At 33.4% G+C, this 24,379-nt stretch carries 19 protein-coding genes and 3 pseudogenes; 5 read left to right on the forward strand and 17 right to left on the reverse strand.

Going from position 1 to position 24,379, the window contains the following annotated elements; translation table 11 throughout:
- Positions 1-14: 14 nt before the first annotated feature.
- The 9 genes and pseudogenes from JCM14822_RS14505 to gshAB form a co-directional block, all read right to left on the reverse strand.
- Positions 15-239: pseudogene (locus JCM14822_RS14505) on the reverse strand (IS982 family transposase); the annotation flags it as partial.
- 131 nt (positions 240-370) lie between these two features.
- A complete protein-coding gene (locus JCM14822_RS14510; protein ID WP_054743076.1) occupies positions 371-1,483 on the reverse strand; it encodes a 5-methyltetrahydropteroyltriglutamate--homocysteine S-methyltransferase in 1,113 nt (370 codons plus the stop codon).
- 163 nt (positions 1,484-1,646) lie between these two features.
- Positions 1,647-2,543: a LysR family transcriptional regulator gene (locus tag JCM14822_RS14515; protein WP_054743090.1), complete on the reverse strand. Its 897-nt coding sequence runs from the start codon at positions 2,541-2,543 to the stop codon at positions 1,647-1,649.
- Positions 2,544-2,720: 177 nt separating this feature from the next.
- Entirely contained in the window at positions 2,721-2,819 is a 99-nt protein-coding gene (locus JCM14822_RS20495) for a bacteriocin (RefSeq protein ID WP_157047795.1), read from the reverse strand.
- Between the two features lie 197 nt (positions 2,820-3,016).
- Positions 3,017-3,265: a hypothetical protein gene (locus JCM14822_RS14520; protein ID WP_054743077.1), complete on the reverse strand. Its 249-nt coding sequence runs from the start codon at positions 3,263-3,265 to the stop codon at positions 3,017-3,019.
- A 56-nt stretch (positions 3,266-3,321) separates the two neighbouring features.
- The gene (locus JCM14822_RS14525) at positions 3,322-3,498 is read right to left on the reverse strand and encodes a hypothetical protein (protein WP_172674832.1); all 177 of its coding nucleotides are present in this window, start codon (positions 3,496-3,498) and stop codon (positions 3,322-3,324) included.
- A gap of 78 nt (positions 3,499-3,576) precedes the next feature.
- Positions 3,577-7,104, reverse strand: coding sequence for a pyruvate:ferredoxin (flavodoxin) oxidoreductase (gene nifJ / locus JCM14822_RS14530; protein WP_054743079.1), 3,528 nt, complete (start codon positions 7,102-7,104; stop codon positions 3,577-3,579).
- Between the two features lie 349 nt (positions 7,105-7,453).
- Positions 7,454-10,996: a pyruvate:ferredoxin (flavodoxin) oxidoreductase gene (gene nifJ / locus JCM14822_RS14535; protein ID WP_054743080.1), complete on the reverse strand. Its 3,543-nt coding sequence runs from the start codon at positions 10,994-10,996 to the stop codon at positions 7,454-7,456.
- Positions 10,997-11,346: 350 nt separating this feature from the next.
- A complete protein-coding gene (gshAB, locus tag JCM14822_RS14540; RefSeq protein WP_054743081.1) occupies positions 11,347-13,674 on the reverse strand; it encodes a bifunctional glutamate--cysteine ligase GshA/glutathione synthetase GshB in 2,328 nt (775 codons plus the stop codon).
- 635 nt (positions 13,675-14,309) lie between these two features.
- Here gshAB and JCM14822_RS14545 point away from each other — a divergent pair.
- From JCM14822_RS14545 to JCM14822_RS20500, 4 genes and pseudogenes are all read left to right on the forward strand, one after another.
- Positions 14,310-14,561, forward strand: coding sequence for a hypothetical protein (locus JCM14822_RS14545; RefSeq protein WP_172674833.1), 252 nt, complete (start codon positions 14,310-14,312; stop codon positions 14,559-14,561).
- A 461-nt stretch (positions 14,562-15,022) separates the two neighbouring features.
- Positions 15,023-15,307, forward strand: coding sequence for an endo-1,4-beta-xylanase (locus tag JCM14822_RS14550; RefSeq protein WP_054743083.1), 285 nt, complete (start codon positions 15,023-15,025; stop codon positions 15,305-15,307).
- A 133-nt stretch (positions 15,308-15,440) separates the two neighbouring features.
- Positions 15,441-15,665 (forward strand): annotated as a pseudogene (locus JCM14822_RS14555) (endo-1,4-beta-xylanase); the annotation flags it as partial.
- Between the two features lie 91 nt (positions 15,666-15,756).
- Entirely contained in the window at positions 15,757-15,900 is a 144-nt protein-coding gene (locus JCM14822_RS20500) for a hypothetical protein (RefSeq protein ID WP_157047796.1), read from the forward strand.
- Positions 15,901-16,050: 150 nt separating this feature from the next.
- On the opposite strand, the gene JCM14822_RS25150 is transcribed toward JCM14822_RS20500, so the two are convergent.
- Positions 16,051-16,551, reverse strand: coding sequence for a cellulose binding domain-containing protein (locus JCM14822_RS25150; RefSeq protein WP_408606211.1), 501 nt, complete (start codon positions 16,549-16,551; stop codon positions 16,051-16,053).
- A 26-nt stretch (positions 16,552-16,577) separates the two neighbouring features.
- The gene (locus JCM14822_RS23205) at positions 16,578-18,329 is read right to left on the reverse strand and encodes a glycoside hydrolase family 11 protein (protein WP_083461484.1); all 1,752 of its coding nucleotides are present in this window, start codon (positions 18,327-18,329) and stop codon (positions 16,578-16,580) included.
- A 351-nt stretch (positions 18,330-18,680) separates the two neighbouring features.
- On the opposite strand from JCM14822_RS23205, the gene JCM14822_RS14565 reads away from it, so the two are divergent.
- A complete protein-coding gene (locus JCM14822_RS14565; RefSeq protein ID WP_054743085.1) occupies positions 18,681-18,980 on the forward strand; it encodes an alanine:cation symporter family protein in 300 nt (99 codons plus the stop codon).
- A gap of 277 nt (positions 18,981-19,257) precedes the next feature.
- Here the strand turns inward: JCM14822_RS14565 and JCM14822_RS14570 are convergent, their stop codons facing one another.
- From JCM14822_RS14570 to JCM14822_RS19520, 6 genes and pseudogenes are all read right to left on the reverse strand, one after another.
- Positions 19,258-21,291 (reverse strand): glycoside hydrolase family protein, encoded by a 2,034-nt coding sequence (locus tag JCM14822_RS14570; RefSeq protein ID WP_054743086.1) that lies wholly within the window; start codon positions 21,289-21,291, stop codon positions 19,258-19,260.
- Between the two features lie 240 nt (positions 21,292-21,531).
- Positions 21,532-21,897 carry a response regulator gene (locus JCM14822_RS14575; protein ID WP_054743087.1) on the reverse strand — a complete coding sequence of 122 codons (366 nt, stop codon included), beginning with the start codon at positions 21,895-21,897 and terminating at the stop codon, positions 21,532-21,534.
- Between the two features lie 54 nt (positions 21,898-21,951).
- A complete protein-coding gene (locus JCM14822_RS14580) occupies positions 21,952-22,206 on the reverse strand; it encodes a chemotaxis protein CheC (protein ID WP_054743088.1) in 255 nt (84 codons plus the stop codon).
- 179 nt (positions 22,207-22,385) lie between these two features.
- Positions 22,386-23,873 (reverse strand): TRM11 family SAM-dependent methyltransferase, encoded by a 1,488-nt coding sequence (locus tag JCM14822_RS14585; RefSeq protein ID WP_054743089.1) that lies wholly within the window; start codon positions 23,871-23,873, stop codon positions 22,386-22,388.
- Positions 23,854-23,985, reverse strand: a complete 132-nt coding sequence (locus tag JCM14822_RS22705) for a hypothetical protein (RefSeq protein ID WP_278287231.1) — start codon at positions 23,983-23,985, stop codon at positions 23,854-23,856. Before JCM14822_RS22705 ends, JCM14822_RS14585 begins: the two co-directional genes overlap by 20 nt.
- Before the next feature lie 181 nt (positions 23,986-24,166).
- Positions 24,167-24,379: pseudogene (locus JCM14822_RS19520) on the reverse strand (glycine radical domain-containing protein); the annotation flags it as partial.

Here is a 24,379-nt window from a genome sequence, read left to right on the forward strand (position 1 = left end):
GTCTAGTTCGATTAAAACTTAAACCAAGCCTTTTCTGATGAAATACCATGTATTTCACCAACAATAGCCAAGGTTATGATTTCGCTATCAGTTAACTTGGATTCAGAATAATTACGCCTAAAACGAATGCTGTCTGGAATAATCTTATGGTAAATATCGTCAATGATAATGTAAGAAACTAAAAAGAAATCTTTTAGATTTTCGATTTTATGGACAGAATAATATTTGAGCTCTGACATATGATGTCCCCCTATTTTTGTAATGTAAGAGTAAGATATCATATGATTGGAGCTTATTCTACTTGTAAATTTAACTAGCACAACTCGTTATTTTATATACCGTTTTTGTACAATCGTTCTTATAGATTTTCTTATCCCCAAACTTCTTCTGCAATCTCTTTTACCAATGCTAATTTCGCCCATTGTTCTTTTTCTGTCAACTTATTACCAATCTCACATGAAGCAAATCCACATTGTGGACTGAGATAAAGTCTATCAAGAGGAATGTACTTAGCAGCCTCATGAATGCGTGCAATAATAGCATTTTTATCTTCTAATTCAGGTCTTTTACTTGTAATAAGTCCAAGTACAACTTTTTTATCTCCTGTTATAGCTTTTAATGGTTCAAATCCACCTGAACGTTCATCATCAAATTCTAGATAATAAGCATCTACATTTTCCCTACCAAAAAGAGGCTCTGCAATTGGATCATAAGCACCACTACTAAAATATGCAGAGTGATAATTTCCCCTACAAATATGTGTTGTAATCACTAAATCTTCTGGTTTTCCTTCAATTGCTAAGTTATTTACCTTTAATAATTTTTCTGTAATAGATTTAAGATCAGCACCTTTACCATAACGTTCTACGCTTCCTTGTGCTACTAAAACACCCCAAGTACAATCATCAAATTGTATATTCCTACATCCTGCTGCATATAAATCCGCAATAACTTGTTTATAACCTTTTGCAATATCTTCTATTAATGCTTCATCTGTAGGATAAAACTTTCTAGTTGCTTCAATATTGGCTGGAATCACCATTTGTTGGAAGAATTGCGCTGGTGCAGGCATTGTTTGTTTAGCCACTGTATTTTCATCTTCAAGGGCTTTTACAAATTTGAAGTGTTCCACAAAAGGATGATTTTCTGCAGAAAGCTTACCTGTAAGCCATGTATCATCAATTAAGGCTGGTTCTCCATGGAAAGCTACACCTTTCTCAGTTTTTTTGTGTGCAACCCCTTGAAATCCCCACATAAAATCAAGGTGCCATGTAGCTCTACGAAATTCACCATCTGTAATAACAGGATATCCTGCTTCCTTTTGTTTTGCTACAAGATCTAAAATCATTTCATCTTCTACAGCTTTTAACGCCTCAGCTGTAATTTCCCCTGCTGCAAATTCAGCTCTTGCTTTCTTTAAACTTTCTGGTCTTAAGAAACTTCCTACATAATCATAACGAAATGGTATATATTTATTTGACATATTAACGCCTCCAGTAATTATTATTTTCTCTGTTTACCTCTTATGGTCACATTATACAGCCATAAGTTTTCAAGATAAAATACATAAAAATCACTGTTAGCCATAACTTTTAGCTATATCAAAATCCCATTTTTAATACTTACTTTTTAATTATGTACCTGCTTTATACATACCTTTTGAGGGCTTCTATATAAGCTTGTCCTAAACGACTTAGATGAGATTTGTTATGTGTCACAATACCTACACACATTTCACCTTCTTCTTCTAGAGGGATTGATATAATATTTTTCCCATTTAAAGCTTCATCTATCACACCACTACAAACTGTATAGCCATTAAGCCCAATAAGCAAATTAAATAAAGTTGCCCGATCTCTCACACGAATATTTTTCCTTCTCTCCACCATACTAAAAATCTCCTCAGAATAATAAAAAGCATTATGCTCTCCTTGTTCAAACGATAAGTAGGGATAATCTTCTAATTCCTTCATTGTAACAGATTCTTTGCAGGCTAAAGGATTTTGCGCACTTATAAATATATGAGGCTGCGCCACAAATAACTTCGTAAACTTCAAGTCATGAGATTTCAAAATCTTTCTTAGAACTGTTTCATTAAAGCTATTCATATACAAAATCCCAATTTCACTTCGCATACTAGCCACATCTTCAATAATTTCATAAGTCTGGGTCTCCCTTAGAGAAAAGTCATATTTCTTACTACCATAAGCTTTAATTAAATCTACAAAAGCATTAACTGCAAAAGAATAATGCTGTGTAGATACACAAAACTCCTGTTTCATAGCCGTCTTATGAGTATACTTTTCTTCCAAAATATCCGCTTGTTCTATGACCTGTCTTGCATAAGCTAGAAACTCCTCCCCTTTCTTTGAAAGCATAATCCCTTTATTCGTTCTCTCAAATATCTGTATACCAATTTCCTTTTCTAATTCCTTAATACACTTCGTCAAACTCGGCTGCGAAATATACAACTCCCTAGCCGCATCCGTCAAAGTCCCTTTTTCCGCTGCCATAGCCACATACCTCAATTGTTGCAAAGTCACTCTTTCATCACCCAATCTTCTCATTTATATTTCCCTATTTTAAAACAATATACATAAAAACGCACTACAATCTACCATGTAGTGCGCTTTCATTTAAGTGGTTATATGCCATTAAAATTTCCCACCACTACCACCATGAATTTGTCCACTAGACTAGTATGTGTACTACTTCCACCTTTACCAAAAGCTTAATGTCATAATCTTACCTACATCTATTAAAATCCTTCCTCCATCAATGTTTTGAAGTGTTTCTTGTGATACTTCTTCAAACTTCATATACACCCCTCCTATGTATAATATTTTATTGTATTTTAACATAATTTTATTAGTATTTTAAAACTTTTATTTTGCCAAATACAATACTCAAATTTCACCAACAATATTAATCTCAAATAAGCAAAAAGAGTAGAATTCCCTAGTTAATTCTTGTGAAGCTCCTGTTACATTCTTACTACTATTAGCTATATCTATAATCATTTCTTTGAAACTTGCTGTAATTCTAAAGGTTCAAAGAAACTTATTGATAATGTATCTACCATTTGTTTACCAATGATACTTTCTTCAGCAAAACGTGAATTAGAAAACATATTAGAAATTTGCAAAATAAGACCTCCCATTAATTCTTGAGCATCACCATACACAGGCGTTACCATAAAACTAGCATATTCACCTGATATTTCGTAGTATACATAATCCATAATAACTGTATTACTTTTCCCCATTTGAAAAGCCTTGGCTAAAGATAGCTCTTTATGTTGAGAAGCATTTAAATTAATGCCTAAATTCCCCTCTTAATATTTTGTGAATCTGCTAATACTTCTATATCTGCATACCTTTCATCAAAATATGTTTCTATTTGATTTCTCTTTAAATCATTAATAGAGTATACCTGATTTGTTACAACACGGTCTACTACATTCCCTATATCCCATAAATTAATTAACCTCTCTGTCATCAATGGTACTAACGCCATTACGAAAAAGAAGCAAGGTGGGTGTACACCCTCCTTGCGCCCCTTTACCTATTACTTACCCTATAGTCGAGCCATCCTTTTGTAAGATTCTAATCTAGCTTTAGAATTTTCCTCTGCAAGCTCAAATAGTTCTTCTGCTTGTTCTGGAAACTGTTTAGCTAGTGATGAATATCTTACTTGTGCCATGATGAAATCTCTGAAGCTTTCTGTAGGCTCTTTTGAATCCAGTGTAAATGGATTTGTGCCTTCTGGTACATCTGGATTGAATCGGTATAAGTGCCAGTAACCACATTTAACTGCCTGTGCTTCATTGGCAATAGTTCTACCCATACCTTCTCTTAGACCATGATTAATACATGGTGCATAACAAATGATAATAGATGGACCATGATGTGCTTCTGCTTCTATGATAGCTTTCATAAATTGATTCTTATCTGCACCGATGGCAACTTGAGCTACATAAACATTGCCATAACTCATCATCATCATACCTAAATCTTTTTTACGAGATTTCTTACCTGATGCAGCAAATTTAGCAATAGCTGCTGTTGGTGTTGCTTTAGAAGATTGACCACCTGTATTTGAATAAACTTCTGTATCAAATACTAAGACATTAACGTCTTCTCCTGTTGCTAGTACATGATCAAGTCCGCCATAACCGATATCATATGACCAGCCATCTCCGCCAAGCATCCATACAGAACGTTTTACAAGATAATCTTCCTTAGCCTTAATTTCATCTATTAAATCTTTGATTTCACTATCTTCACAGTTCACTTTTCCCAGTACTGCTAAAACTTTTTCACTAACTGCTCTAGATACTGCACCAATTTCTTTGTTATCCAGCCATTCAAAAAAGGCTGTTTTAGCTTCTTGATTAATATTCTTAGAAACTAAAGCTTTCATAGTATCTGCAAGTTTATTACGCATTTGTTTAACGCCTAAATACATACCAAGTCCATACTCCGCATTATCTTCAAATAATGAATTAGCCCATGCTGGTCCTTGACCTTTACTATTCTTAGTATAAGGTGTACTAGGTGCTGAGCCTCCCCAAATAGAAGAACATCCTGTGGCATTAGCAATCATCATGCGATCACCAAAAAGCTGAGTTACAACTTTGATATAAGCTGGTTCACCACAACCTGCACAAGCGCCAGAGAACTCAATGAGAGGTTGTTTGAACTGACTGTTTTTCACATTATTAGCTGGTACTAAATCTTCTTTAGGCGTTACCTGTTTCATAGCAAATTCCCAGTTAACCGTTTCATTTTCAATTTGTGTATCTAGCGGTTTCATAACGAGGGCTTTATTCTTAGCAGGACAGATATCTACGCAGTTACCACATCCTGTGCAATCCATAGGACTTACTTGCATTCTATAAGTCAAACCTTCGAAGCCTTTGCCAATAGCTTTCTTAGTTACGAAACTTGCTGGTGCCTTTTCTGCTTCTTCTTCGTTCACTAAGACTGGTCTAATGGTTGCATGTGGACAAATAAATGCACATTGATTACATTCAATGCAGTTTTGTGGAATCCATTCTGGTACATTAATAGCAATACCACGTTTTTCATAAGCGGCTGTACCACATGGGAATGTACCATCTTCGATGCCCTTAAATGCACTAACCGGAAGTTTGTCACCTTCTTGAGCATTCATAGGTCTTAAAATATTTGTGATAAATTCTGGTTCATCACCTTTATTCACTTCTGTCTTGCTAGCATTTAACCAGCTATCTGGTACAGTGATTTGAAGGGCTGCATTGAAGCCGCTTTCAATAGCTACATAGTTCATATTAACGATTTTTTCACCTTTTTTACCATAAGCTTTTACTACAGCCTCTTTAAGATATTTCACTGCATCATTTTCAGGAATAATTGCAGCAAGTTTAAAGAATGCTGCTTGCATAATCATATTAACTCTGCTGCCAAGCCCTATTTCACTAGCAATCTTCGTTGCATTTACGATATAAAATTTAATATTATTTTCAGCAATATAACGTTTCATATGAGCTGGCAAATTTTTCTCAACTTGTTCTTCATCCCATATACAGTTAAGTACAAATATACCGCCTTTTTTAAGTCCTTTTAATACATCATATTGATGTACATAAGATTGATTATGACAAGCAATATAATCTGCTTCATCAATTAAATAAGGGCAGCGGATTGGCGTCTTACCAAAACGAAGATGAGACATAGTTATGCCCCCTGATTTCTTAGAATCATATGCAAAATAAGCCTGTGCATACATATCTGTATGATTACCAATGATTTTAATAGCTTGTTTATTGGCACCAACTGTACCATCTGAACCAAGTCCCCAGAATTTGCATCTAATTGTACCTGGCGCGGCAATTTTAAGGGTATCTTTGATTTCAAGAGAAGTATCTGTCACATCATCACAAATACCTACTGTAAATCTATTTTTAGGAGCTAAGCTATTTAAATTATCAAATACAGCTTTAATTTCTGTAGGTGTAGTGTCTTTTGAACCAAGTCCGAAACGTCCTCCTATAATCATTGGCGCATTTGGCATACCATAAAAAGCAGCACGTACATCTAAATATAATGGCTCACCACTTGATCCTGGCTCCTTAGTTCTATCAAGTACACAAATACGTTTAACTGTACTAGGAATAGCTGCTAATAAATGTTTTTCTGAGAATGGTCTATATAAATGAACTTTTACCACACCAAGTTTAGCCCCTTTAGCATTTAAAGCTTCTACTGTTTCTTCAATTGTTTCTGTAATAGAGCCCATGGCTACAATGACACTCTCTGCATTTGGGTCACCATAATAATTAAATAATCCATATTCTCTACCTGTTAGCTTATTAATTTCTTTTATATAATCTTCTACGATTGGTACAAGTTCTTCATAAAATTTATTACATGCTTCTCTTGTTTGGAAATAAATATCTGGATTTTGTGCTGTGCCTCTTGTCACTGGATGGTTAGGTGAAAGGGCATTGTCTCTAAAGTTCTTAAGAGCTTCTTTGTCTATAAGTTTTGCAAAGTCATCATAGTCAATGGCTTCTACTTTTTGTATCTCATGAGAAGTTCTAAAGCCGTCAAAGAAATGTACAAAAGGTACACGCCCTTTAATTGCTGCTAAATGAGCAACTGGGGCTAAGTCCATAACTTCCTGAACAGAACCTGTAGCCAGCATTGCGCAACCCGTTTGTCTTGTGGCCATAACGTCTTGATGATCCCCAAAAATATTCAAAGCTTGCGCAGCAATAGCACGGGCACTCACATGAAACACACCTGGAAGTAATTCCCCTGCTACTTTATACATATTGGGAATCATCAATAGGAGTCCTTGAGATGCTGTGAATGTAGTCGTCAAAGCACCTGCCTGTAATGACCCATGAAAAGCACCTGCTGCACCAGCTTCTGATTGCATTTCGATAACATTAACATTTTGACCAAAGATATTTCTTTTGTTATTTGCAGACCATTCATCCACTACTTCTGCCATCGTTGAAGATGGTGTAATCGGATAAATAGCCGCTACATCTGTAAATGCATATGCGACATATGCGGCAGCTGTGTTTCCATCAACAGTCATTATAGTTTTTGACATATAATCACCCCTTATAAATATTGGCACATTTATTCGGAAATATGTAAGTATTTCCCAAACACTTTGTTATGTCATAGTCTATATTACGCAGTAGATTTAATAAATATTTAATTAATTACCATTTTCTATCATTTGTACAAAGTTTTTTTTATAACATTTATATAACTTATACACTTTTTTTAGTATCTTCTTGTCCATTTGTGAAATCTGCCTGTACAAAGAAACAGGCGATAGTAAAAAACATATAAATGCTTTTTACTATCACCTGTTTCTTTTCATCTATTTTATTACAAAACTCTTATTTATTTATATCTCTTGATAAGCTTATATCTTTTTGCGCAACCTCTCACTATTCTACAGGATATCCTGCTGCTAGGCGCTTATAGTTGCTATAACGTTCTTTAGCAAATTCCTCTGTCATTTCAAATAGTTCTTCTGCTTGGTCTGGGAATTGTCCTGCAAGGGCCGCATACCTAACTTGTCCCATTAAGAAGTCTCTGAAACTTTCTGTAGGTTCTTTAGAATCTAGCACAAATGGATTCTTACCTTCTTTTTTAAGTTCTGGATTGAAGCGATATAAATGCCAGTAACCACATTTAACAGCTTGATCTTGATTAGCTGAGCTTCTACCCATACCTTCTTTAATACCATGGTTAATACATGGTGCATAAGCAATAATGATAGATGGACCTTTGTGTGCTTCTGCTTCCATAATTGCTTTCATGCATTGTTGTTTATTGGCATTCATTGCAACTTGTGCAACATAGACATTGCCATATGTCATCATCATTAAACCTAAATCTTTTTTGCGTGATTTCTTACCTGAAGCAGCAAACTTCGCAATAGCTGCTGCTGGTGTGGATTTAGAAGCTTGACCACCTGTATTAGAATAAATTTCTGTGTCATATACAAGTACGTTGATATCTTCTCCCGAAGCCATAACATGATCTAAACCGCCATAGCCAATATCATAAGCCCAGCCGTCTCCACCAACAATCCAAATAGAACGTTTTGCAAGATAATCTTGATATTTATTAATGGTATCTAGAAGCATCTTACTATTTTCATCACTGCCGCCACTTTGAACTAATCCCATAATCTTAGCACTTGCTGCTTTTGAAGCTTCACCATCCTCCATAGTAGCAAGCCACTCTCTACACGCCTCTTTAATATTTTCATCACTACTGATATTTTCAAGTTCACGAATAGTTTCTGATAACTTGTCACGCATTTGTTTAACAGCTAAGAACATACCATAGCCATATTCTGCATTATCTTCAAATAATGAATTTGCCCAAGATGGTCCTTTACCTTCATGGTTGACAGTATAAGAAGCAACTGGTGCTGATGCACTCCAAATAGATGAGCAGCCTGTAGTATTGGCAATCATCATACGCTCACCATAAAGTTGTGTAATCAGTTTAATATATGCTGTTTCACCGCATCCGGCGCAAGCACCTGAGAATTCATAGAGTGGTTGTCTAAATTGACTTCCTTTAACTGTATTAGGTGCAACAAGATCTCCTTTATACTTAATGTCTTTTACAGAGAATGCCCAGTTAGGAACTTCTACATCTACTTGTGTGGCAATAGGTTTCATTATAAGTGCTTTTTGATCTTTTTTACCTGGGCAGATATCTGCACAGTTACCACATCCTGTACAATCCATTGTATCTACTTGGATTCTAAAGCCTAATCCATCTAAACCTTTTCCTACTGCTTTTAATGTTGTATAACTTTCTGGTGCCTTACTTTGTTCCTCTTCATCTACTAAGAATGGACGAATAGACGCATGTGGACAAATAAATGAACATTGATTACATTGAATACAGTTTTCAGGAATCCATTCTGGTACTTTAATTGCTACACCACGTTTTTCATAAGCTGCTGTTCCTGTTGGGAATGTACCATCTTCAATGCCATTAAAGGCGCTGACAGGTAGTGAATTTCCTTCTTGTGCAGACATTGGACGTAAGATTTCTGTAATGAATGCTGGCTCATCTACTGAGGTTTCTGGCTTAACTTCTGCATTTTTCCAGCTATCTGGTACATTAATCTTAACAGCTGCATTAAAGCCTCTATCTATGGCATCTTGATTCATCTTAACGACCTTTTCGCCCTTCTTGCCATAGGCTTTAACAATAGCTTCTTTAAGATATTTCTTTGCTTCTTCTTCTGGAATAATATTAGCAAGTTTAAAGAATGCAGATTGCATAATCATATTAATACGATTGCCAAGACCTATTTCACCCGCAATTTCTACAGCATTTACTGTATAGAAATTAATATCATTTTCTGCGATATACTTTTTAAATTTAGCTGGAAGCTTTTCATCCACCTCTTTTTCATTCCATAAACAGTTCAGTACAAATGTACCACCCTTTTTAAGGATTTTAATCATATCATATGCATTAACATAAGACTGATTATGACATGCTAAGTAGTCTGCTTCTTGAATTAAATATGGGCTATCAATCTTATTTTTCCCAAAACGAAGGTGTGACATTGTAAGTCCACCAGACTTTTTAGAGTCATAGTCGAAATAAGCTTGAGCATACATATCTGTATGTTCACCAATGATTTTAATAGCTTGCTTATTGGCACCAACTGTACCATCTGAACCAAGTCCCCAAAACATACAGTTAATAACATCTGATGCAATCTTAAATTCACTATCTCGTTGAAGAGATGTATTGGTAACATCATCATTAATACCAAGAGTGAATCCATTTTTAGGATTTTCACTACATAGATTATCAAATACAGCTTTAATATCCCCTGGTACCGTATCTTTTGAGCCAAGTCCATAGCGTCCACCGATAATTACTTTTACTGTATCGCAGCCATAAAATGCAGCTTTAACATCTAGGTATAATGGTTCGCCAAGTGCTCCTGGTTCTTTTGTACGATCTAAGACACAAATCTTTTTGACTGTCTTAGGCACACTACCTAGTAAATGTTTTCCAGAAAATGGGCGATATAAATGAACTTCTACTACACCATATTTTTTACCTTGTTTATTGAGTTCATCTACAGTTTGTTCAATAGTTTTTGTAACAGAGCCCATAGCAATAATAATTTCTTCTGCATCCTCTGCACCATAATAGTTAAAGAGATCATAGTGTCTACCTGTTAAAGCATTCATTTTGCCAATATATTCTTCTACTATTGGAATTAAATTTTTATAGAATTTATTACTTGCTTCTCTTGTTTGGAAGTAGATATCTGAATTTTGAGCTGTACCACGAATAACTGGATGATTTGGCGAAAGTGCATTTTCTCTAAATGCTTGAAGAGCTTCTCTATCAACGAGTCCTGCAAGATCATCATAGCCTAATGCTTCTACCTTTTGAATTTCATGAGAAGTTCTAAATCCATCAAAGAAATGTACAAATGGCACGCGTCCTTTAATGGCTGCAAGATGGGCAACTGGCGCAAGATCCATGACTTCTTGAACAGAACCTGTACAAAAAAGGGCACATCCTGTTTGTCTTGTAGCCATAACATCTTGATGATCTCCAAAGATATTTAAAGCTTGGGCAGCAAGGGCACGGGCACTAACATGAAATACACCTGGAAGTAATTCACCTGCTACCTTATACATATTAGGAATCATAAGTAAAAGCCCTTGTGAAGCTGTAAAGGTAGTAGTTAATGCGCCTCCTTGAAGAGAACCATGGAATGTACCAGCAGCCCCTGCTTCAGATTGCATTTCAACGACACTTACTGTTTGGTTAAATATATTTTTTCGTCCTTTAGCTGCCCATTCATCTACAACTTCTGCCATAGTTGAGGAAGGGGTAATAGGGTAAATAGCTGCTACATCAGTATACGCATAAGCCACATATGCAGCCGCTGTATTACCATCTACAGTCATTATTGTTTTTGACATATAAATTTCTCCTTTCTACGTGTTTACTAATTAGTCAATTTCTCATTACACCCCACTAGTGTTACACATAAGATTGAAATTCATACTTTAAAACAAAAAATTTATTTACAGAATTAAATAAATTTAATTTTCTCCTGTTACATCTTAAGCATAAAATATTGTTTTTAAATTTTAAAAAAATTACAACATTTGCAAACAGGTTGCCTATGTATTGCCTGCTATTCTTAATAAAAGGAGGGAAAATTATGTCTGCTTTCTATTTCTAAAATTTTAATACTATCTTATTTAAGTACTACATAGCAAAATAAGTGTCCTCACAAAACTTATCTAGTTTTGTGAGGACACTTATTTTATTTACATCCTACGCTTTCAAAGCCTAGTACCTTTAATACTTTTTCACCTATACGACGTTCTGTTCCTTGATATGGATAACAGTGGATATGAATTGCTGGATTGAAGTTAAGTTCAATAATTGCATAATTACTATTTTCATCACTATAATCTTCAATCATCATATCTACCCCACAGAATTTAGCTTCCATAGCTTTTGCTGCTTCCACTGCTATCTTTTTAAAGCGATTTGGTATAGCATCTGTGTAATCAATACTATCTCCGCCTGTACTAATATTAGAGTTTTCTCTTAAATATACTACTTCCCCTTCTACTGGTACATAATCGAAGTTTAGATCTTTTTGTTTAAGGAATAGTTCACTACTTGCATCAAGTTTGATTTTTTCAAGTGGTGTTTTATAACCTTTTCCTCTTAAACTATCTTGATTTTTTACTTCTACAAGTTCTCTAATGCTACTTTTGCCATCACCTTTTACATTGGCTGGTACGCGATGTAAGATGCCTGCTACTTCATCGCCTATTACAAGGAAACGATATTCTTTTCCCTTTGCAAATTCTTCTACTAAAACAGTGTCATCATATTCTAATCCTATTTCTAAAGCACGTACTAAATCTTCTTCGCTACCACCTTCTGTAAAGATGCTAATCCCTGTTCCGAAGTTTGTTGATTTAGGTTTTACAACAGCAGGTCTACCTGCATATCTTCTAGCAGCAAGCTGTAAGCTCTGTCCTTTAGTTACTTCTATACCCTTTGGTACATTTACCCCATTACGTTCTAAAACCTTTTTAGTAACTGTTTTATTTTCCATCATAAGCATAGTAATATAGCTATCTTTAGATGTTTTTGTTGCTTGTTTCACATATTCTACGTGAGCGCCATCTTTCAGTTCAATGAAATTATCAAAACGATCTAATACATCCACTTTAATACCTCTTGTAATAGCATCACGCATTAAAATTTGTGTTGAAAGTTCAAGTTCTTCATAGCCTTCTAATTTATAGCGATGATTATAAGCATCTTGTGCATATGCTTTGGCAAGTTCTAATTGAGAAGCAATATACCCCTTTTCAGTAATTAAAACTTTGAGACGATAAGCTATTGTAAGTTTTACATCTTTAACTCTTTCTATAGCTTGATTAATAAGTTCCGCTTTTCCTAAACCAAGACTATTATTCATCTCTAGCATTTCTTCTAAAATTTCTAAGCCCCATGTTACTTTATCTACTTCTTGTCCATTATGAAGTAATTTAATATCTAAAAGCCCTGATTCTGCAATCATTTGTTGATTGTAATTACCTTCTTTTTGTCTCTCTTCATGACTTATTGTAGTATTTTCCTCTTTATATAAAAGATAAATCATAAATAAATGCATGAAGTCTAATTGCTCTAATGTAATTCCACCTTTAGCAAATGGGTTTTCGTCTACACTTCTTACTTCGATATATTGAATACCATCTTGATTAATAGATTCTAATAAGTTCCCATTATCTTTTGCTTTAGGTCGAATTTGACTATAGAGTTCTTTATAATTTTGAAGATGTCCATCAGCTACAAATTCATTTAAGCTATTTGTATAAGTTGCAACACTTGTATAGTCAGGGTATAAATCTAAAGTATTTTTATAGCCGCTTGTACCTAAACGATAAGACATAGCACCTTCACTGCTATAAGCTCCTTCTCCTATTTTTTTGAGTTGTTCCATATGTGCTTGCATATAAGAATCATGCATAACAGGTGTTGCTGCAATTAAATAGACCATAAGCCATCTGTATTCTAAATAATTTCTAACAACCTTTAAATATACTTCATCTTTAAAAAGTTTATACGGTTGATTTTTACCCATATTTTCATGTAACTTTTTAATAAACTCTTCCTCAAAAGAGAAATTAAAATGAATCCCTGAAATAAGCTGTTTTTTACCACCATATTTTTTGAAAAGCTTTTCGCGATAAATTCTAGCTGTTTTACAAGGTTCACAATCCTCATACTCTGCAATTGGAATTGCTTCATCTTCTGGGATATCACATGGCATAGATTGTGGCCACAAATACTCCTCTTCAATATTTAATGCTACAATATCATAAAGAGCATTTACAAAGTGATACGCTTCACTTGTACTATTAAATATCGGTGTAATAACTTCTATTTGACTTTCTGAAAAATCTGTTGTGATATATGGATTTCTAAGTTTACTTCCAAAAATAGCAGGATGCATTGTAGTTGCAAGTTTCCCTTGATTTGTTGTACGTAGTGTTTCTCTTTCAAGTCCAAAACCACCTGCTAAAATCTCTTCTGGAGTAAATAATTCTCTTATTCTCTCTAACATTTTTATGCTCCTTTTTCATAAAATTTATATCTTTTATTCTATAATCTTTACCTTATATCCTCTCTTATTAATATATTACTTACTAATAATCTTCTTATCCCTCTAAATTAACAATTACTTTTATAACAATCTACTTGTTAGTATACAGTATTTGTTGTCAAAGTAAAATTATAATTTTACTAATAAATATTTTTTTATAAAAAGTGAAACCTTTTTACAACAATGTTTATCTTTTAATATAATACTTAGATTTGAAGGAGTTATAAAATATCATCTCATTTGGTGCTTATGTAGCTATGTTCCCACAGCTTATTGCAGAACCTATTGTTACTTATAATCAAGTGGAAAAAGAACTTAATTAATTGCACCTACAGCCACCAAAGTTCTAAACTACAAATTACCGAAATATGCAACACCTTGTGATGAAGGCAATTCTATTCGTAAGTTTTATGGACAGCTAAGTGAAAATGTACATAAAGTCAATACATTAGATCATTTATTAGATAAAAATTCAGAACCAATTTATTATAAAACAAATCATCACTAGACAACTCTAGGTGCTTACTATGCTTATGTCGAATTTGCTAAAACAGCAGGTTTTATACCTCTTAGTCTAGATGATTTTAATATTATCGATGCTCACAAAGAATTTTATGGCACACTGCTTTCAAAAGCTAACTTCACTTTTGCAAAACCAGAATACCATTCAAATCTTTGAACCAAACAAAAAAGTTGCTGTAGAAGTAACCTATACTGAAACAAATACAACAACAAATGATTTATACGCTTATACACACTCAGATACAAAAGATAAATATAGCGTATTCTTAGATGGTAATCATCCAATGAACACTTCAATATCTTTGGCATGCATGAAAAGCAATTAGAAGTATAATATTTCATCCTAATCATTTCCTGTACTTTGGGTTCAACTCGTTTTAAAACCTGTTCTAAATCAACTTTTCCACAGATTTCATTTTCTATTGAAATTTTATCCCCAAATTTCACTCATTTTTTCACACTTTTATATAATTTATCAAATCTTTAGATTCATTTGTAATAATTCATAGAAACCAAGTCTTAAAATACTGTTTTTCTTTCAATTATCCAAGTTTCATAAAAGCTTTTTCCACAGCTGACAAATAGGCTTCTATACTTAGACCTTAGCTTAAGCATCTTTTTATAGCTCCTAATAATAATATTAAAATTATATATAACAAAAATTAAAACTATTTTATTTTATTCATATTGACATACTTTTTCAAACATATTACTTTTATTATCAGTTGCTACTAGTGCCGCTTCTATTGATACTTTATTAGGCACCTATGGTAAGCTTTTTGGTCGTATGAGAACTTCTATTAATTTATATGAATTACAAAATTCATCAATCCTCAATCACGTTAAATCACAATACAACAGTATTACTTTAGAAAATGAAATGAAACCAGATGCTTTGCTTGGTTCCTCACCAAGTCTTATCTCTGTTGATGAAGCTAAAAGACTCGGTTATTATATTCCTTCTGGATACACAGAAACTTATGTACCAAAAATCAACTTTGATAAAGTAGATGCTACATTAAAAATCTGCTCTGAAAATGGTATTGGCGTTCGTGCACATACACTTGTATGACATTCACAAACATCTGGTTGGAAATCTATTTACGGAAAATATGGTACAAGATCTAAATTCGTAAAAAAAAGCTTTTACTTATGCTTATGATTGTCTTAAATACTACGGACTTACAAACTCTGTAAGCTTACTTTACAATGACTACAATACATATATGGAAGTTAATGATGTGATCTCAATAATTAACTTTATTAACTCTAATGGTAAAATTTGTAGTGGTATAGGTATGCAATCTCACTTAAGTACTAAATACCCAAGTGTTGATTACTATACTGCAGCTTTAAAATCATTCGTTAATGCTGGTTTCAAAGTTCAAATTACAGAATTAGACGTTGTAAATACACCTGTTCAAGATTAAGCAACTTATCTTTACAACCTTATGAAAAATATCATTAACATCAAAAAATCAGGTGATAAAATCACAGGGTTCACTTGCTGGGGTATTTCAGATGAAATCACATGGATTAAAATTAGATTCATTAGGTTCTTCTACTTTTGGTATCTTAACAATAGTATCTAATGATAAAAAAGCATTAGACGTTTATAATTTCGGTACATCAGATGGTGCTAATGTATGTCAATGGGGTTACTAATCAACCAAAAAACAACAATGGATCAGGCTTGTAACTAATCTTAATAAATGCTAAATCCTTCATCTAAAAAAAAAGGGAATGATACAAACTATAGTGTCATTCCCTTTTTATACAATTATTATACAAAACTTTATGGTTTCTAACTCGATATTATTTTAATGTTGCATCACTAACTGTTAATCCACTACCACTACCAAGTTGACATCCAAATGTGCAGCTTGCACCATTTGATAAACTTGATTGCCAAGCTGGACCTGTAACAGTATAAGTATTACCAGATTGACTTACGATTGTTGCATTCCAAACTGATGTAATTGGACGACTTGTTGTAAATGTACAAGTCCAGTTATTTAAATCTTTACCTGTAGTATTTGTAACTGTAATATCAGCTACTGCACCACTACCCCAGTCAGATGTAATTTTAGCTGAAACTGCATCTTTAGCTGTTTGTTGTGGTTGTTCTTCTTTTTGTCCTGGTGTTGTTGTTCCTGTACTAGAACCAGAACCTTCTTGTGATTTATCGCAAGGTTCTAATACCCATACTTGGTTAGCGCCACCCCAGTAAGAATATTGTTGTACATTTGCACCAGGTGTAGTAGATTTGTCTTCTACATCTAGACCTTTAGTATCTGAAGAACATTTTGTTACGATACCATATTGACCATCTTTGTTTGTTGTTAATAATTTAAATAATTGTCCACTTTGGTTATGAACTGTATAACTTGAACGTTTGTATTATCTTCATCTTTAGCATAAGCTATATCTAAAGCATATCCTGTACCATTCTTAAATGTTACATAGCCATCTCCAACATTTTTAAGGTACCATTTTTGTCCATCTACGCCTGTTCCTTTACCAACTTCTACGTTTTGACCATCTGAACCTGTATTATTTGTTACTTGAAGATAGTTTTGAGAGTTGTTGTCTTTAATATAATACCAACCATCTTTTAATGTTGCATAATTACCAGCTGGTGTTACAGGAGTTGTTTGACCGCCTTGACTTGATGAGCTTCCACCCTTTTTGTAAAGATCTGTACGGTTAGGGCCTTGAATTTGATCAATGATTTGACCATTTGTGATATTACTATTTTTCATTTTAGCAAGTTCTGAAACAGTAACAATTGTATAACCTCTCTTAATTAATTCTGGTACGAGATATTCTACTGCTGCTGCTGTTGTATCATAAGTTTCATGCATTAAAACAATAGAACCATCTTTTACATTGTTTAATACATTGCTAATGATTTGATCTTTGCTTGCGCCATCCCAGTCTTTACTATCAATACTACATGTAACAAGTGGAGCATCAACTGAACTTGTTACAGTTCCATTTGTTGCTAAGTAAGGTGGACGAATAAGGTTAGATGCTTTGCCTGAAATGCCTTTTAAGACATTATTTACTTTCCCAATTTCATCTTTGATTTGATCTGATGACATATTTGTTAAATAAGAATGAGTATTTGTGTGGTTTGCTACCTCACATCCTAATTCATATGCACGTTGAATCTCAGATGTATTACCACCCATTGTGATGCCCCAATAGAAGAATGTACAATGCATATTGTATTTCTTCATAACATCTTGGATTCTAGTAGCTGATGAACCATTATTAACTGGACCATCATCAAAGCTAAGTGCTACTAATTTAGTACTTGGATCAATCCAAGAAACATCTGCTGTGTTTGTGTATCCTGAACTTGATACTGGATTATTGTTTCCTTGATTACTTCCTGTTGATGAACCACCTACAACAATTTCATTCTTAGTTACATTAGCACTACCACTGCTTTGGTAACCTTCAACTGTTAAAGCTGCTTCATACATTTTACCCATCTTAAGTCCCATGGCTTCCCATTTCTTAAAGTGTTCACTTAATGAAATTGTTCCACTTGTTCTCTTAGATGTACGTACACTCCAGTATTGCTTGAATGTTGTGTTACCTTCGATTGATGGTTGATTTACTCTAGTTGTTTCATATACATCATAAGTACCACCATCAACTGTGATTTGTCCTATTGGTGTTGCTCCAGGTGGTCTCCAAGTACCCCAGCTGTCTACAACGTAGTATTCAACTAAAGGACTTTTTGTCCAGCCATAAACACATAGGTATGAGTTACCATCTGGTTTATAATCACATGCATAGTCTACTGAAATGTTACCAAGTTGTTGATACGTTTTAGTAGAATCAAATTTTTTACCAATACGGAATAATGCATTACCTATACTATTCCATTGGCAACTAAATTTAGTTCCACCATTTAGTGTCATACTAGTATTTCCATAGTCTTTCCAAAGCTCGTAATCATAGCCGTCTACATTACCTGTTTTACAGTCATTAATTACTGTAGCTGCAAAAATGCAGTTTGCAGGTATCATTGAAAAACACATAGCAATTACTACTAGTAAGCCCATGATTTTCCTTTTCATATTCATACCCCCTTCCTGAGTCCTATTCTATACCTAGTTACTCTGCACAACAATCGCTTTAACCTATTATGTTGCTTTTTACCCCCTAACTTGTAGTGACAAGTTAAAAAACTTATATATTTTTACACTAATTATCTAATACATTAAGGATATCACGACCAATTAATGGTATTTTTATAATATTTTTTCTTTCAGACTTTTACAAATGTATTTTTCCACTCTGTATAGAGATACTTATAATAATTGTATGTTTTAACACTTCTGCTCTAACTCGCTTATATTGGCGTTTATTGGACGAAGTACCCATTTTCAAATATAATAACATAAACATAGACATAGATATTGCGTAGCATGTATGCACGCGTTATAAACTACAGAAGGATAACAGATATTATTGAATTTTTAAATGACATTGTACAAACACTTAATAACATCCTTTGGGGCAATCTACTTATTATTCCCTTAATTGTTTTAGGTGTTTACTTCACTGTTGGAACAGACTTTGTTCAATTTACGTATTTCAAAGAAATGCTTAGTTTACTTGGTGATGGCATTGGCAAATTGGAGCCAAAATCAGGTAGCATTTCTTCATTCCAAGCATTTTGCATTAGTACCGCTTCCCGTGTAGGTACTAGTAATATCGCTGTGTAGCTATTGCTATCGCCTTCGGTGGATCTAGCGCTGTATTTTGGATGTGGATGATTGCTCTTTTAGGTGCAGCTTCTAGCTTTAAGTACACTTGCACAAATCTACAAATCAAAGCTAATGTTTTCATAGGCTTTATGGCAATCATCAATTTAATCACTATTGCAATCTTAAGTACTCAATCTATTGCTTGTTTAAAAGATTACATTTTAATTTTTCATGTCAAAATAAAGGCTAAAGTTGTACAAATACTCTACAACTTTAGCCTTCTATCACAGTCTATTTATTCTACTTGCTTAACATATAGTCCATTTACAATAATTGCTGTATTTTTTTTACTAGCAGCAATGCAAATATCTACCGTCTCCGTCCCTTCTGGTATGATAAAAGTCTTTGTACTGCTTTGAACGCTTTTTAATTCAACTAAGCAACTTCCATCTGCCCATACTTGTACACTGTTTCTCTCCCCTAGTAAATCATAGCCAATTTCTAGTACTTTATTCTGTGGTAATCCTGTGACTCCCCATAAAGATATTCCCTTCCATGCTTTAGGTGTAATGATACGCATACTTCTATCATCTTGTATTTCTAACTGAGTAGCATTATTTACAATATGCCATACCTCTTTACTAAAGCTAGGTAATAAATTACTATCTTGAATTTGATCTACTTCTTCACTTTCATTATTTTCTTTCTCTTGATTGTCTTCTTCATTTTGAGCTTTATCTTCTTCTACCGGGATTTTTTCTTCACTTTGATCTTTTTCTTCTCCTAGAATAATTTCTTCGCCTTGATTTTTGTCTTCTTCGTTATATTCATAGGCTCCACAATCAATAATCTCTTGATAGCGCATTGCATGATTTAAATCTAGTTCTCCTGCCTCAATGTCATTATCTCCACTGTTAACACCTAGAGATTCTTTGACTAGAGTATAGTTGTCTGTTCTCATATTTTCAAATTCAGGTTTGCCATATGATACTGATGGTTCATAGCTTTCACGCCAGTTTTCAACACTCCCTATACACTCCCCTTGCATTTCAAATTTAGCTTTTTCTTCACTGTATCCACTATAATATAAATTATGGCTAAAGCTTATATTCTTTGTATAACTACTTTCAAATCGACTATTAATAAGAGGCTTATATTGATTGGTATAGAAAATATTATTTGCTACCTGTAAGCCATTTACAATAGAAATTACAAGTTCGCCGTTCTCTTCTCCATTATTAACAACCGTATTATTATAAATTTTCACATTTTCAACCTTACCACCACCAATGTAATACCCACCTACAGTAAGTCCATTTTCTATATTATTGTAAATAAGATTATTTCTTATAATAATATTTCTTGTAGGGTATTCGGAAGGTTCTTCTGCGCCAACCTCTATTCCACCTGCACAGTTATAAATAATATTTCTATCAAACAAAATATCTCTGCCACCATCTACATAAAGACCATAGCTAATTGCATTAGGGCTATTTTCATCTGAAATCACATTACCTATTGCCTCACAGTATCTAGGTTTATCTAACTCAGGAATACTACAATAGCCAAAGTTTCCCGCAAAATCTATTCCTATATTTCCTGTATTTCTTACATTATTATTGATTACGCTTATGTACTCACAGTTTCCAGCTACTGTAATTGCTTCGCACCAACCCGTATTACAATCATATACTTCATTGCCTTCTATTAAAACATTATTAATACTCTTATCTGCCCTGCTTCCATAACATATAATCCCATTAGCTCCAGAATTTGATGAAGTTGGTCTTGTGGCATATAAATCATGAATTTTATTATCCTTAATAATAATATGATTTTCACCATTACCTAAATAAAAACCATAGGTCCATTTATTTACATTATTTCTAAGTTCCAAGCCCTCTATATGAATATATGATTGCCCGCCAAGATTAATCATTATTTCTTTATTACACTCACTATAGTCTAGTATAACTTCTTCTCCAAGATAGTTACAAATCTTAATATATTCATTTTCTTTACCCGACTTTCGCAATGTAATAGCTTCTGTATATACGCCTCCTCGGATATAGAGTGTTTGACCTGGACTAATATTACTTAATGCCTTTTTAAAACTTGCATAAGGCTTCTCAATACTACCATCCCCTTGTATATCATCTCCCTCTAATGATACAAAAATAGCATCCCCCTCTATGCATTCTCCGCTTATTTTTTGTACCACTGCTATCTCTTGAACCAGTTTATCAATAGTACTTCCTAAACATAAATTCGACATCAATGCTACTATTAAACACATCCATATTAATCTATAGTTGTTTAAAATACTCATGTCCCTATCTCCTTTAACTATATATCTCCCCCGATAATACATAGTATTTTAAATTTTCCATTTAAAATTATATATTTCTTAAACAATTTTAATCAATGTAAATCCTTGCATTACATATTTAACCATTTTTGCAATAGACATAATATTTTGCACCACTTAATTTAATTAAAAAGCGCCTAATTTAATAAAAAAAGAGACCTATGTCTCAAACATAAGTCTCTTTTTTAACTTAGAAATAAATTATTTACCAAGTACCTTATTTACAGCTTCGATAATACGTTCTGCTTGGAATGGTTTAACGATAAAATCTCTAGCTCCTGCTTGAATAGATTCTAATACCATTGCTTGTTGTCCCATTGCTGAACACATAACGATTTTAGCATTTGCATCGATTTCTTTAATTTTTTTAACAGCTGCAATACCATCAAGTTCTGGCATTGTGATATCCATAAGCATAAGGTCTGGCATGTGTTCTTTGTAAGCTTCGATAGCTTTTAAACCATTTTCAGCTTCAGCTACTACATCAAATCCATTTTTAACTAAAATATCTTTTAACATCATTCTCATGAATGCTGCATCATCTACTACTACAATTCTATTTGCCATTTTGTTTTCCCTCTATTTATATATGTTATAGTTTAGTTTGAGCTAAATTTACAATTAATTCTTTTGTAAATTAGTGTCTTTTACCCCTTCTACTGATTTAGTCGCTGTGACTACTGCTTCTTTCGCAAAGTATTCTTCAACCTCTTCATATCCTAATACACGAACATTTGGAGTCGTAATTGATACTTTACGATTGTTTAAAATTGTAAATAATGTACTTGCCGCAGTACCCATACAAATATTACTTACTTCACCTAAAATATCTTGTTCTCTTATAGATATTTTAGTACTTAAATTATTATTATTCATCTTATTTAACCCTTTACATTAAACTCCTCTGTCATATACAATTGTAATAAGTCACATTTTACCATGTTTTATGTATTTTAGAAATAAGAGATAATAAAATTATTAAAAAACTTTTTCTTTAAAAAAATCGGCAACAATTTCCACTTTCTACATGGAAAAATTATATTTGGTATATTTTTTTATTGCTTCACTACTAAAATGTATACATATGCTGCTTCTTTCTTAGAAATCTCAAATTTCTTAAGTATTTCGTAAGCCTCACGCGCTTTTACTTCACATTCTACCATTTCTTTATTTCTTGTATACATAACAATAAGTGCTTCATCTTTTAATACCTCTAAAGCCTTATTAAAGAAATCATGATAAAGCATCATCATTTCATCTTCACTCTTGCGTCCTGTTTGCGCAGGCATATTTGTAAAGATTTCATCAAATAAATAACCATGTTTAAAATCAAAGAAATTACGATTAATGAAGTTAATTGTCATATGTGCTGCTCTTGAATTAATAATGGCTTTATCGATAGCTTGCCCGAAACTATCTATACCGTACATTGGTGTCGCTGGTGCAAGTTTATTACGTTCAATAAGCATTGTTCCTACGCCACAAAATGGATCTAAAACCTGTGCATTTTTTACAAGGTAAGGTTCTGCCAGCTTGCTTACAAGCGCCGCTGTAACTGGCGAAATACTAGCTGCTACAGCTTCTTTTCTATAACTGAAACGTTCATCTTTGATTGTGTAAAGTTTAATAAGGACATTAAATACGCTTTCTTTACTTTCGATTAAACGAATTTCAAATTCATAGTTAGAAGTTGAGTTAATAAGAGCTCTACCTGATTTTTCTTCTAACTGGCTTGCAATCTTCTTAGTAAGGTCACTTTTCTTATCAAGTAACATTTTACTTTTAACTTCTAATCTAAAGTAGTAAGGATTTTTTCCTTCGTGTCTTTCATTTAAAAACTCTAATAAACCACCTTTACAAAGGGCTTGTGCAATTGCTGCCGGTTCCATTTCTACTGTAGGTACATTTCTCAGTCTAAAAAGCATCTCTGTATACGTACGAATATTTAAGATCTCATCTAAATCTCTTGTACGTACCATTACACCTGCATTAAACGCTTTAGCATTTCCATTTTTAATTTGATCTAATGTCACTTCTCTATAATTACGATTTGTTAAAAGAATTAAATCTGAAATAACATTATACCCTATGAATTTGTGCATTCTTGGCTTTTCTACTTTTAAAAGCATCTCTGTTAAAGCACGTTTTTCTTCATTGATATGTTTCATACTTGTTTCTTCAAATTCACCAGTTGTAAGGTACTCTAAACGCGCCTTAAGCTTATCACTTAAATCACTATAATCATAGCCTTTAAGGGCTTCTAAGTAGTCTACCTTAATAAATAATTTATCTTCACGTTCATAAGCTGAGTAAAGTTTGCTTCTAAATTCAGGTGCCTTTAATTCACCCATAATTAAAGCTACATTTTTGCGCGTTTTCGTATCTTCATTTTCTAAAAGGTCCTCAAGTAATGAATAATCTCCTCCTAAGAAATATTGAAACGCAAGGAGATTATTTTTATCCTTTAAAAGCTTTTTAAGCTCGATTAAATTTTTACGTACATCTTGTCCATCAGCAATTTTATTATATATTTCTCTTAGCATCTTTTTTGCTACCTAAAATATGGTCAAAGTCTTGCCCTGACCCATTACCTAGCAGCATCTCCTTTTCTAGTGTTCTTCTCATTACACTAACATTTTTTATCACTTTAAGCAAGCATAATCCCCTGAAAGATTAATATCTCACCACTTCTCATTACTCAAAATAAAAAACATCTCCAAGATTAAATGGTGAATATCTTGGAGATGTTTTATCTATTTTTAAATGAGGAAATTTAATTTAGTTTATTTTAGAATTATCTACTTCTCGTTATATGGGATTATTGTAAACGCTGTAATTACATTCTTTCGTGGAATGTACGGCTGATAACGTCTAACTGTTGTTCTCTTGTTAATTTAACGAAGTTACAGCGTATCCAGATACACGAATTGTAAGTTGTGGGTATTTTTCTGGGTGATCCATAGCATCTAATAATACGTCTTTGTGAAGTACGTTTACGTTGATGTGTTGACCTGTTTGGTGGAAGTAACCATCTAAAATACCAACCATG

The sequence above is a fragment of the Cellulosilyticum ruminicola JCM 14822 genome (assembly GCF_001311925.1).
Lineage (GTDB): Bacteria > Bacillota > Clostridia > Lachnospirales > Cellulosilyticaceae > Cellulosilyticum > Cellulosilyticum ruminicola.